General features: G+C 36.5%; 10 protein-coding genes. 3 read left to right on the top strand and 7 right to left on the bottom strand.

Annotated features, from left to right (window positions below; translation table 11 throughout):
• Positions 1 to 241 precede the first annotated feature (241 nt).
• The 3 genes from ftsH to tilS form a co-directional block, all read right to left on the bottom strand.
• On the bottom strand, positions 242 to 2,368 hold the full coding sequence (ftsH, locus tag FEZ33_RS05535; RefSeq protein WP_138404412.1) for an ATP-dependent zinc metalloprotease FtsH: 2,127 nt from the start codon (positions 2,366 to 2,368) through the stop codon (positions 242 to 244).
• A gap of 102 nt (positions 2,369 to 2,470) precedes the next feature.
• On the bottom strand, positions 2,471 to 3,013 hold the full coding sequence (gene hpt / locus FEZ33_RS05540) for a hypoxanthine phosphoribosyltransferase (RefSeq protein ID WP_138404413.1): 543 nt from the start codon (positions 3,011 to 3,013) through the stop codon (positions 2,471 to 2,473).
• 120 nt (positions 3,014 to 3,133) lie between these two features.
• On the bottom strand, positions 3,134 to 4,594 hold the full coding sequence (gene tilS / locus FEZ33_RS05545) for a tRNA lysidine(34) synthetase TilS (protein WP_138404414.1): 1,461 nt from the start codon (positions 4,592 to 4,594) through the stop codon (positions 3,134 to 3,136).
• A gap of 198 nt (positions 4,595 to 4,792) precedes the next feature.
• Here tilS and FEZ33_RS05550 point away from each other — a divergent pair, with 198 nt between their 5' ends.
• The 3 genes from FEZ33_RS05550 (at position 4,793) to FEZ33_RS05560 (ending at position 7,302) form a co-directional block, all read left to right on the top strand.
• On the top strand, positions 4,793 to 5,494 hold the full coding sequence (locus FEZ33_RS05550; protein ID WP_138404415.1) for an HAD family hydrolase: 702 nt from the start codon (positions 4,793 to 4,795) through the stop codon (positions 5,492 to 5,494).
• Between the two features lie 81 nt (positions 5,495 to 5,575).
• Entirely contained in the window at positions 5,576 to 6,250 is a 675-nt protein-coding gene (locus FEZ33_RS05555) for a response regulator transcription factor (protein WP_138404416.1), read from the top strand.
• A complete protein-coding gene (locus tag FEZ33_RS05560) occupies positions 6,247 to 7,302 on the top strand; it encodes a sensor histidine kinase (protein ID WP_138404417.1) in 1,056 nt (351 codons plus the stop codon). Before FEZ33_RS05555 ends, FEZ33_RS05560 begins: the two co-directional genes overlap by 4 nt.
• A 142-nt stretch (positions 7,303 to 7,444) precedes the next feature.
• On the opposite strand, the gene FEZ33_RS05565 is transcribed toward FEZ33_RS05560, so the two are convergent.
• From FEZ33_RS05565 to mfd, 4 genes are all read right to left on the bottom strand, one after another.
• Positions 7,445 to 7,963 (bottom strand): S1 domain-containing RNA-binding protein, encoded by a 519-nt coding sequence (locus tag FEZ33_RS05565; protein WP_138404418.1) that lies wholly within the window; start codon positions 7,961 to 7,963, stop codon positions 7,445 to 7,447.
• 53 nt (positions 7,964 to 8,016) lie between these two features.
• A complete protein-coding gene (locus FEZ33_RS05570) occupies positions 8,017 to 8,421 on the bottom strand; it encodes an FtsB family cell division protein (protein WP_138404419.1) in 405 nt (134 codons plus the stop codon).
• Between the two features lie 94 nt (positions 8,422 to 8,515).
• Positions 8,516 to 8,776 carry an RNA-binding S4 domain-containing protein gene (locus FEZ33_RS05575; protein WP_138404420.1) on the bottom strand — a complete coding sequence of 87 codons (261 nt, stop codon included), beginning with the start codon at positions 8,774 to 8,776 and terminating at the stop codon, positions 8,516 to 8,518.
• A gap of 2 nt (positions 8,777 to 8,778) precedes the next feature.
• A complete protein-coding gene (gene mfd / locus FEZ33_RS05580; RefSeq protein ID WP_138404421.1) occupies positions 8,779 to 12,315 on the bottom strand; it encodes a transcription-repair coupling factor in 3,537 nt (1,178 codons plus the stop codon).
• Positions 12,316 to 12,366 lie beyond the last annotated feature (51 nt).

Below are 12,366 nucleotides of genomic sequence, written 5' to 3' on the forward strand. Positions count from 1 at the left end.
TTACACCGCACCCCCTTGTGCATTTCCTCCATGATGTCATCTTGAAGTTGAACATGTTTATCTTTAATATTTAGTAAGTCTGCGATATAATTCATATGAGCCAAGTGAATTCTCCTTTTAGTAATGTGTGGTAACTTTATTATATAGGAATTCACTGGCTTTTTGTGTACATACAAAAAAAGGTGTCAGTGAGATTTCTCTCACCAACACCAAAAATTCAAGAACCGATTTCTTTCGCTAATTATAAATCTCTGTCTTGATTAATGTGAGAATTTCTTTCTTCTGTATCGTCTGAAGGTGCTAAATCATCTGGTTCAACATAAGTTGTCTCTTCTTTTGCACGATCATAAGTTTCAGAATGATCTTCATCATCTTTTGCTTTTTCTTTCGCATCTTTGAAGCTATCAGGTTCATCTGGTAATTCTGGTTTATCCTTTGAATCTGTATCTTCAGGCGCAGGCATTTCGCCTGTTTCGAATAAAGATTTGATCGCTCTTTGATCTAATGTTTCGATTTCTAATAACTTTTCAGCAATAGTATTCAACTGTTCACGGTGTTCATTAATAATATTATGTGCATCAGTTAACGCTTTGTCTGTAATACGACGAATTTCTGAGTCGATTTCATAAGCAATTTGTTCAGAATATGTCACACTTTGACCATATTGACGGCCAGCAAAAGGTTTTTGATTCCCCTCATATTGAACAGTTCCTAATTTTTCAGACATACCATATTCTGTAATCATTGAACGAACAATTTGAGTTGCTTGTTGGAAGTCATTACTTGCCCCAGTTGATTGGTGATTAAACACAATCTCTTCAGCAGCACGTCCACCTAATAAACCAACAACTTGTTCGTATAATTCTTTCTCGGTAATGATATATTGATCTTCTTTAGGAAGCATAATCGCATATCCACCTGCACGTCCACGAGGAACAATCGTTACTTTATGCACGACACGCGCATCACTTAATACCATACCAACAATTGTATGTCCTGCTTCGTGATAAGCAACCGTTTCGCGTTGTTTCACTGACATTTCACGGTTTGTTTTAGCTGGTCCAGCAATGACACGGTCATGTGCTTCATCAATATCTTCCGCATGGATAGATGTATGATCGACACGAGCCGCAATTAAAGCCGCTTCGTTTAGTAAGTTTTCTAAATCCGCACCAGAAAAACCTGGTGTTTGTTGTGCAATCACTTTTAAATCGACATCATTGGCTAATTGCTTGTTACGTGAGTGAACTAATAAGATTTCTTCACGCCCTTTAACATCAGGGTTACCAACAAGAATTTGTCTATCAAAACGACCCGGACGCAGTAAAGCTGGGTCTAAAACATCAGAACGGTTTGTTGCAGCCATAACGATAATACCTTCATTACCTTCGAAACCATCCATCTCAACAAGTAATTGGTTAAGTGTTTGTTCACGTTCATCGTGTCCTCCACCCATACCAGCTCCACGTTGACGACCTACGGCATCAATCTCATCAATGAAGATAATCGATGGTGCATTTTTCTTAGCATTTTCGAATAAATCTCTTACACGACTCGCCCCAACACCGACAAACATCTCAACGAATTCAGAACCTGAGATACTGTAGAATGGAACGCCCGCTTCTCCCGCAACAGCTTTAGCTAGTAACGTTTTACCAGTACCTGGAGGCCCTTCTAAAAGAACACCCGCTGGTATACGCGCACCTAACTTTGTAAAGCGATCTGGATCTTTTAAGAATTCAACCACTTCAACTAATTCTTGTTTCTCTTCTTCTGCACCTGCAACATCAGAGAAGCGTACTTTGACTTTCTGTTTTGAAACGTCTTTTGATTTAGACTTTCCAAAGTTCATCACGCCTTTTCCGCCGCCAGAACCTTGTTGAGTCATTGAATAGATTAAGAAAAATGTCGGGATTAATAAGATTAAGAATGGTAAGAAACTTAACCATAAACCTGCACTTGATTCCGGAATTGTTTGAATTGTAGTATCATTTTCTAAAGCAACATCCGTCACCATGTTCAACGTTGCGTCATTACCTAAAATAGTTGTTTCAAATAAACTTACTTCGTTAGATCCTTGAATAACTTGTAAAAAGTTATCTTCTTCCTGCTCTACAGTTTCATTAGGTGTTCGGTATTCCCCATGAACTGAATAAGCCCCAGATCCAATTTGAATTTCGAAAGTTTCAATGTTCCCACTTTCTAATTCACTCATAAATTCAGACGATGATATCTCTTCAGTTTGCCCAGCATAACCTAAGTTACCTGAGAATACTTGAAACATACCAATAATCGCTAAAAATATTAGGATGTAAGGTAAAGTTCCCCGAAAGAAATTACGATTCGGGTTTGGATTTCGATTATTCATTTATCTATCTCCTCCTTGCATACATATTATTATGTATCTTAGTTATAATAGCATAATTGAGCGGATTTACACTACAATATTGCTTTTTCATTGAATTTAAAATTATTGATAAATCTCAGGTTTTAGTACACCAATGTATGGTAAGTTACGATATTTTTGTTCAAAGTCAAGACCGTACCCAACAACGAATTCGTCTGGTACTTCTAAGCCTACGTAATCTGGAATAATATCTTTCACAACACGACGCACTGGTTTATCTAATAACGTACATACTTGCACAGATGCAGCTTTACGGTATTTGAATAAATCAACTAAGTACTTCAATGTACGACCTGTGTCGATAATGTCTTCCACGACTAGAACGTGACGTCCTTCTAGATGTGTGTCTAAATCTTTAATGATTTTTACTTCTCCAGAAGATTCAAATGCATCACCATAACTAGATACATCCATGAAATCAATCTCTAAATAGACATCCATTGCTCGAACAATATCTGCCATAAAAATTGAAGCCCCACGTAGTATTCCAACAACTACTACCTCTTTGTCTTTATATTCTTTCGTTAACTGTTCACCTAAGCGATTCACAGCTTCTTGAATCTCCTCGCGGGTTACTAATACTTCTTTTATGTCTTGTTCTAACATTTAGTTTCTCCTTTATTTTGTATTATCATATATTCTTAACGCCAATTCTCATTCTTTTACGTTTAAATAAAAGCGAAAGCGTCATTTTATTGATGTTATGAAGTAAATGTTACCATATTATCAAGAAATATTCTCGCTTTTTTGATATATAAATACATGAGTTTGCTTTTCTTCCAAATTAACGTAAGTTTTATCCTTACTAATCGGTGGTAACATTCCTAGTATCGTCCCTTCATGATTTTCAATGACCCAATAATCTTCACGTTTTGATTTTGGGATTTTTTGATCGATCATGATTCGAGATACTTTCTTATGATAACTTGTTCCATCTGGGCGACGCAAAGTTAACGTGTCTCCATTCTTTCGATGTCGCAACGTTATACTTGGTTTTCCTTCGGTTAAAGATAAAGGTATTTCAACATACAAATCTTTCTTTAAGTCTGTCGCAATCGCATCCATATCAAACACACCTGCTAATTCTTGCTCATTCAATTCGTACCAGTGATTAAACTGTTCAATCTTAATCTCACTTTGTTCAGCTTCTTCAACGCCGTAATCTTGAGGTTGAATCCAAATATAATCATACTCTCTTAAAGCTACCCAGTTATTCGCTATATTCATCAACATATTTGGAGCATCTGTTTGTCTAATGAGTTGTTCTAACTGCTTAACAGCTGCTTTATTATAGGATTGAATTTGGTGAATTAATCTTTCCTCCAAAAATATAGCTAAGTATATCTGCATTAAATCATCAGATAATTCTAGAAACTTAGGTACATATAAAAGCCACCGTCCCTGTGACAATTGCATCAACAGTTCGGGTTCTTTCTGTAAATACTGATTAAAATGCGCATCATAACTTGCTTCTAACTGTTCTGACAGAAGAAGTAAATTAGATAAAAACTGCGGGTTTTCCTCTTCAAAAAAAGGCAACATCTTATATCTCATACGATTACGCATATAAGTCATATCCGTATTCGTCTGATCTTCATTAAAAGGAATATGATGTTCTTTGGCATATTCATTTATTTTTTCCTTTTTAGTTGAATTAAAAGGTCTTAAGACACGAACAGACTTCGAAAATTTCGTTGAAGTAGTTAATATACGTTGGTAGTTAGAGCGAATTCCGCGAACACCTCGTAATGAAGTTCCTCGGATTAAACGCATTAATACCGTTTCACCTAAATCATTCAAATGATGTGCTGTCATCAACGTATCGCTATTCGTCTTAACCATGACATCCCCAAAGAATTGATAACGCGCATCTCTCGCACTTGCTTCAACATTCACTGAAGCTGGTTTGTCCCAATGACTAATAAAGTAAGTTAACTTATATTTTTGGGAATACTCTTTTACCAATTGGGCATCTTGATCACTATCTTCTCTTAATCGATGATTAAAGTGGGCAACAATTAATTCTTTTCTTTCTTCTTTAGGTAATTGTTCATTTATTTGAAGCATGATTGTCAATAATACCATCGAATCTATGCCACCTGACACGGCAAGTAAGATACGCTTACTTTTAAACCATTCGGGCCATTCATTCAATAATTGTTTGACGTTATATAATAAATCACTCATGCGTCATCACCTCGCTTTCTCAGTAACGAAGTATATTTTAACACGATTAGAAATAAAGTATAGAATAAATATATTAACTATACATTAAGTGTATTAAACTTTCGTCATATTTTTTTGGAACTCTCTATTAACATGCTATCATATACTTACATAAACATAAATCCTGATATTATAAGGTAGATTTACAAAGGAGACATCATGAAACAGATTAAAGCCATTGGTTGGGACTTAGATGATACACTTTATCAAAGAAGTGATTTTTACCGTGCTGCATTCGAAACGATGCAGAAAAATGTGATTCATATTCATCAATCGTTTGAAACTTTCTATCGTATCTTTGAAGTGCAATCCGATATTGAATATGAGAAATTTATTCGTGAAGAAAAAGCTAAGGAGCAATATCAACTTGACCGAATCCTTTCTACTTATAAATATTTCAATTGCGAAATGAGTGTTGAGCAAGCGACGATATTCCAAGCACTAAATGAATATTACCGTCAACATTTAACTCTAGATTCAGAAATCATTCATGTCTTTGAGCATTTACAAACAGCTGGATATGACTTATTCATTCTTACAAATGGCCCTTCCATCGATCAAAGAAATAAATTAAACACCTTACAAATCAACCGATGGATTCCAGAAAATCGTTGGTTTATCTCAGAAGAATTAAATAGTTCAAAACCTGATATTGAAATATTTAACCATGTCGCAGAAGAGCTAGGTTACCTGAGCCATGAATTTGCTTATATCGGTGATAATTACACTAACGATATTCTAGGTGCATCTCAAGCAGGATGGCATGCGATTCATTATACACACCCTACACACAGACGTGACAATCCAAATCATCCAACGACGATTCAGCATATTTCTGAAATTATCAATCTTTTTTCTTAAGCACTCGTATTAATTCATATTGCTTCATAAATAGTTAATACATCCATGCTAGATTAAGCCTAATATATAGGAGGAATTCAAATGACTAAAATTTTAATTATAGAAGATGATTTGGAATTAGCAAATATGTTCCAATCCGTCTTAGAACATGCGGATTATGACGTTAAAACAGTTGGTAACGGTGTCCTGGCACTGGATTACTTAGATAAAGAATATGTTGATTTAATTATAACGGATATTATGATGCCAGAAATGGATGGCTATGAATTTGCGGAATCCATGCGTCAAATCGGAGACGAAGTCCCTATTCTAGTTATATCAGCCAAAGATGATTATGAAGATAAGAAACTCGGCTTTAGAATCGGCGTTGATGATTATATGGTTAAACCCATTGATGTTAAAGAAATGGTTCTGAGAGTTGAAGCTTTACTTCGTCGCTCTAAGATAGCGAACAGTCGTCATTTAATTATTGGAGACACAACTTTGAATCAAGATAACTTCTCAGTAACTACTGGCGAAGACGTTTCATCATTGCCACAAAAAGAGTTTTTACTCTTACAAAAACTGCTGTCCTACCCAGATAAGATTTTTACACGTCAACAATTAATGGATCAAATTTGGGGATTAGATACGCAAACAGACGAACGTACGATTGATGTACATATCAAGCGATTACGTGATCGCTTTGCTGATAATGAGGACTTCAAGATTATGACCATACGCGGACTAGGCTACAAGGCAGATGTCGCACAATGAAAAAGTGGCTTGAATCACGCTTATGGATCTACTTTTCATTCATAACTTTAATATTAACAATCGTCATTGCGGTTGCTTTAATTGTCATTATTCTATTATTAGAAGCGTTTGCCCTCTTGCCAAGTTTGGAAGGATCTCCTAAACTTTCTTGGGTCATTCCCATCATCTTTAGTAGTCTCATGGGATTGGTTATATCTGGAATTGTTATGATACAAATTCTGAATCCTATCATCAAACTTAAAAAAGCGATGACTAAAGTGATTGAAAGTGACTTTTCTGTTCAATTGGATGAAGATGAACGTATTGCTGAAGTATCGGAATTGTATCATTCTTTTAATTTAATGGTAAATGAATTAAGTAGTATTCAACGTTTACAGAGTGACTTTACATCCGTTATCTCGCATGAGTTCAAGACGCCTCTATCTTCGATACAAGGTTATGCACAGCTTTTGCAGTCTCCTGATTTGACCGCAAGTGAACGAGAAACTTATCAACATCGAATTATCGTTGCAACTAAACAACTTTCTGGTTTATCTGATAATATATTAAAGTTATCTAAACTTGATAATCAGTCCATTTCAATTGAAAGAAAGTCGTATCGTTTAGATGAGCAAATTCGCGAAAGTATCTTAAGCCTCCATAACCAATGGATGGAGAAAAACTTGACGATGACGATCGACTTAGATTCAACCGTGCTTTATGCTAATGAAGATTTATTGAATCAAGTTTGGATGAACCTTTTAGACAATGCAATCAAATACAGTGAACAAGAAGGTCAAATCATCGTTCACTTGAAAGACTCAAAAGATTCGGTTGAAGTGATTATCGAAGATACGGGGATTGGTATTCCTTCAGAGAAGTTAAATATTATTTTTGAGCGTTTCTTCCAAGTTGACGGTAGTCGCTTTAGTTCAGGCAATGGACTTGGTTTAGCGATTGTTAAACGTATTATTGACAACCACGAAGGAACTATCGAATATCAAAGTGAACTTGGTGATGGAACGAAAGTCATCATTACATTACCTCATAAGAAAATTGAACATTCAAAATAAACAATTCATGCGTACCTTATACTTTTCATTTGAAAAGTCATTTGAATCTTCCTCTCACATATATCGCGCATGAATCTGTATACAGCAAAAGAGCGGGCACCATATTGCAATGGTGTCCGCTCTTTTTGATTGAATAAGTAGATTAGTTACGACGGCCGCCACGACCACCGCGTTTACCTTCAGTATTACGACGTAAAGATGATAAGTTATCTTCACTATCTTTTAGGAATTGGTTCATTAATGAATCGAAGTCATTCCCACCACTATTGTTACTGTTATTGCTTCTACTTTGTTGTGGTCTGCTATTTGAACTGTGGTTTGGTTTGCTATAGCTACCTTTATTGCTGTGACTTTGCCCTTTATGTTCACTCGGTTTTTTATCGCGTGAAGGTGCAGGTCTTGAAGCTGCTTGATCTGGTTGTGCTTGTTCATTCGCTTTACGAATTGACAAGTTGATCTTTCCATCTGGGGTGATTTTAAGAACTTTAACTGTGACTTCATCGCCTACTGATAAGATATCGTTAATATCTTTGACAAATCCATCTGAAACTTCACTAATATGAACGAGTCCTGATTTATTTTCTGGTAATGAAACAAATGCACCAAAGTTTGTTATACCTGTTACTTTACCTGAAACTTTTTGACCTACTTCAACTGACATTAATTACAATTTCCTCCTTGATTTTCTATCTATCTATTGTAATGAGTAAGGGATTATTCTTGAACATCATCTAATTCAAAAATAATTTCACCTGGTTTACTATAATAATAGTCACGTCTTGCAACATCCGCGAGGTATTCAGGATCTTGCATATGTTTATACTCTTCTTGAGCCTGAATATTCTCCTGCATTGCTTCCTTTTCCAGTTCTTTTGCAGTAGCTAACTCTTGTGTTAACGCATCTGATTCCAGATATGCTTGCACGAGAGGGACAGTGGCTAGTGTTACTCCGATAATACCTATTGCTAGAACACCTAATGTTTGCATTTTGAATGCTTTCTTAGGTTTGTTGTTTACTTCAGCGGGGTCAGCAGATACATTCCGATGTTGTCCCCGTTGATTCGGAAGATACACAATTTTCTCATTATTTCTATGATTATTTGTTTTCGATTGTTGCACGCGTTTCACCCCTTATTCATATCCGAGTATAACAGTATTTCCCTTAAATATCCAATTTAATTGATAAAATTTAGTGAACTGACTCGATTAAATTTTACTGTTCTAATCGTTCTTCTGAAATGATTTTGTACATGTTTTGAGCATCTTCTTTTTTAGTTGATTCTTGTAATTCATTGACTTCAACCGTCATTAGTCGATTCCCAAAACGAATCGTTAATTCATCACCTACTGCAACGGCTGAACTTGATTTAGCAACGTTACCATTAATTGTAATTCGTCCTTGATCTGCTACTTCTTTTGCTACGGTTCTACGTTTGATTAAACGAGACACTTTTAAAAATTTGTCTAGACGCATCTTTACACCTCCTGTGTTACTTGATTTAAGACATCAGCCGTATCTTTCGTGAAATGAATCAAGGCAGATAACCACTGATCATTATCTTTATTATATACATTTAAACTGACTTCTAATTTATTTTTATTGATTTGTACTTTAGCTTGTAGTGGAACATTCTGTAAGGCTTGGAATATGTTCGCTCCTTGTAGATGCTTCGTTGCTTCTTCATTAAACGTCGCAATCACTTCTTGACGCTTACGTGTAAATGATAGGATACCTGCTTCAATACTGTAATGTTTAATTAAAGCAATATCTAATAAGTCTGAAACTTCATCTGGGAATTCGCCAAAGCGGTCAATCAGCTCGTCTTGTAAGCTACGGTAATCCTCTTCTGAACTAATGTTTTGAATGGATTTGTAGACACCGATTTTTTGAATATCGTCATCAATATACTCACCCGGAATATAGGCATCAATATTGACTTGCCATTCAAATGAAGTCGATTCACCAAAGGTTTTCGCGCTATTGCCTTGACGAGCATCCACTGCTTCTTTAAGCATTTGTGTATACAGGTCGTATCCGACAGAATCGATGAAACCGGATTGTTGCTTACCAAGTAAGTCTCCTGCCCCTCGAATCGATAAATCTCGCATAGCAATCTTAAAGCCTGAGCCTAATTCAGTAAATTCACGAATCGCGTTTAAACGCTTCTCACTAATCTCATTGAGTTGTTTAAATGGCTCATACATTAAATATGCGTAGGCTAAACGGTGTGTACGACCGACACGTCCTCTAAGTTGATACAAGGTTGATAAGCCCATATGGTCCGCATTTTCTACAAAAAGTGTGTTTGCGTTAGGTATATCTACACCTGTTTCGATAATGGTAGTTGTCACTAGAACATCATACTCGCCTCCAATAAAGTCGACTAACACACGTTCCAATTCCACTTCCGATAGTTGCCCATGGGCAACGGCTACTCTTGCTTCTGGTACGAGATTCGAAATCTCTTCAGCTTTTTGATGGATGGTTGCGACACGGTTATGCAAGTAAAAGACTTGTCCTCCGCGGGCTAGCTCACGTTCAATACCTGTTTTAACGACGCCTGCATTCAATTCCATCACATATGTTTGAACTGGGAATCGGTTTTGTGGTGGTGTTTCAATTAGTGATAAATCTCGCACACCAATCATCGACATATGTAATGTTCTTGGAATCGGTGTCGCTGTTAATGTTAATACGTCCACATCGGCTTTCAATTGTTTTAGTCTCTCTTTATGTTTCACACCAAATCGTTGTTCTTCATCGACAATTAATAGCCCTAAATCGTTAAATTCAATATCTTTTGAAAGTAGACGGTGAGTTCCGACGATAATGGATAACTCGCCTGATTTAATCTTTTTAATATTCTTAGTCTGCTCTGCTCGCGAGACAAATCGGCTTAACATACCTATCTCAAACGGCCAATCACTAAACCGCTCTTGAATCGAGTTGAAATGTTGTTGAGCTAGAATTGTTGTTGGTACTAAGAAGGCAACTTGTTTCCCGTCCATGACAGCTTTAAAAATTGCTCGAATCGCTACTTCGGTCTTACCGTAACCAACGTCTCCTACAAGTAAACGATCCATCGGTTTATCTTTTTCCATATCTTTTTTAATTTCTTTTGTACTTCTTAATTGGTCTGCCGTTTCAACATAAGGAAAGGCGTTTTCGAATTCTTTTTGCTCTGGGGTATCCGGAGTAAATGGATAACCTTTTCGTTTTTCACGTTCTGCATATAAGGCGATGAGTTCGTCAGCAATGTCTTCAACTTTCGCTTGAACTTTTCTAACAGTTTTCTTCCATTCACTTCCGCCTAATTTGTTTAGTCTCGGTTGTTTTGATTCTGACGCGACGTATTTTTGTAGTTGGTTAATATTCTCAACTGGGAGTAAGACACGCGCATTATCTTCATATTCAATCGCAACTAAATCTTTATGAACGCCGCTTATTTCCATCGTTTCAATCCCGACGTAACGTCCAATACCATGACTTAAGTGGACAACGTAATCGCCAACATCTAACTCGTTATAACTCTTAATTCGCTCTGAGTTTGATAAACCTTGTGGCGTTGCTTTTTTACGTCTTAATTGATTGAATAATTCAAGCTCTGTCACGACAACCCAGTTTTCATTCGGTAATTCAAACCCTTTGGCTAAAGAAGTCGTCACGATATTGATGGCACCCGTTTGAGGCTCGTCTCCCTCTTGGATAACCGTTGGATGAATATTATATTCTTCGAATAAATTCAGCGCTTTAACCGCATCTTTATTCGTTGACACGGTCACTTGAATTAATTTCTCTTGCTTCAACCATTGTTCCATCTCTGCTTTAATTAAAGGCATTTGATGGAAGAACTGATTCATGCTTCGATATTGAAAAGCAAAGACATCTGAAAAGCGAATATTTGCTAAACCACCTTGCATTAGTGAGAAATATTGGACCGCTACTTGGCTATTCGCTTGGCGAATTTCTTCATAGGCTTCTAATAGGATAGAGACCCCTGGCAAAAGCTGTCCTTTACTGATTTCTTGTTCGATCCAAAACTGATCTTGTTCAATGGCTTGAAATTCATTCTGTTGAATTCGTCCCATCTCCATGACGATTAAGCGTGCATCATCTTGTAAGTAATCAATGAGCGACGTGCCCTCTTTATCCCAGAAACCTAAGTAGGCATTGGCATACTTTAAAGGCTCACCTTGTTCCAATAATGTAAATTGCTCCGTTTGAACAGATTTCAATTGCATTTTTAATTCTTCGTCTTCTATTTTCTTCAGATGTTTATCTAAATGTTTCTTTAATTTATCCAAAATTTCTCTTTGATCATGGGGTGTAAATATGACATCTTGTGCGGGGTAAAACTCAGTCTGTTCAATATTCTCCATCGATTCTTGCGTTTCTGCATTGAATAGTCGGATTGAATCTAATTCCGTATCAAAGAAGTCTAATCGAACTGGGTGATCTGCGTTTAAGGGATAGAAGTCAACGATACTCCCGCGAATACTATATTCACCCGGTGATTGAACCATCCCTTCACGGCGATAACCATATTGATTGAATAACTTTTCTAAGTCCTCTCTTTCAATATCCATCCCAATTTCCATTGTAAATAAAGCATCTTTCCAACGTTCAACTGGTGTGAGCCTCATGCGTAGAGCACCTGAAGATGCAACGATAATGCATGGCTTTCCGCTAGCTAATGCGTTTAATGCTTTAACACGATCAGCAGTATTGTCCATCGATGAAATTGAATACATCACGGCTAATGACTCTTCATTAGGGAATAACAATACCGGAACATCCGGCAATAAACTTACTAAATCTTCAAATAATTCATTTTGTTGTTTGTGTCTCGGTTCAATGACTAAATATTGTTGTGGTTGATTCAAATATTGTTGAGCAATAAATATAGAACGCGCACTATCGTCCAAGCCAGTAATGAGTTTGGCATCTGTATCCGTTGAATTGTTAATTTGATTGATGATTGGACTAAAAGGTTGTTTATACATTGTTGTCATTCTTTATGTCTGCTCCTTTCTTTTAAAAGAATAAATACGGATTTAGGGGCT

Origin of the sequence: Ruoffia tabacinasalis (assembly GCF_005864045.1) — a bacterium.
Classification (GTDB): Bacteria; Bacillota; Bacilli; order Lactobacillales; family Aerococcaceae; genus Ruoffia; species Ruoffia tabacinasalis.

What these genes read in the sequence shown, in the direction of transcription:
- ftsH (WP_138404412.1), bottom strand. Translation starts at nt 2,368, where the DNA reads ATGAATAATCGAAATCCAAACCCGAATCGTAATTTCTTTCGGGGAACT.
- hpt (WP_138404413.1), bottom strand. Translation starts at nt 3,013, where the DNA reads ATGTTAGAACAAGACATAAAAGAAGTATTAGTAACCCGCGAGGAGATT.
- tilS (WP_138404414.1), bottom strand. Translation starts at nt 4,594, where the DNA reads ATGAGTGATTTATTATATAACGTCAAACAATTATTGAATGAATGGCCC.
- FEZ33_RS05550 (WP_138404415.1), top strand. Translation starts at nt 4,793, where the DNA reads ATGAAACAGATTAAAGCCATTGGTTGGGACTTAGATGATACACTTTAT.
- FEZ33_RS05555 (WP_138404416.1), top strand. Translation starts at nt 5,576, where the DNA reads ATGACTAAAATTTTAATTATAGAAGATGATTTGGAATTAGCAAATATG.
- FEZ33_RS05560 (WP_138404417.1), top strand. Translation starts at nt 6,247, where the DNA reads ATGAAAAAGTGGCTTGAATCACGCTTATGGATCTACTTTTCATTCATA.
- FEZ33_RS05565 (WP_138404418.1), bottom strand. Translation starts at nt 7,963, where the DNA reads ATGTCAGTTGAAGTAGGTCAAAAAGTTTCAGGTAAAGTAACAGGTATA.
- FEZ33_RS05575 (WP_138404420.1), bottom strand. Translation starts at nt 8,776, where the DNA reads ATGCGTCTAGACAAATTTTTAAAAGTGTCTCGTTTAATCAAACGTAGA.
- mfd (WP_138404421.1), bottom strand. Translation starts at nt 12,315, where the DNA reads ATGACAACAATGTATAAACAACCTTTTAGTCCAATCATCAATCAAATT.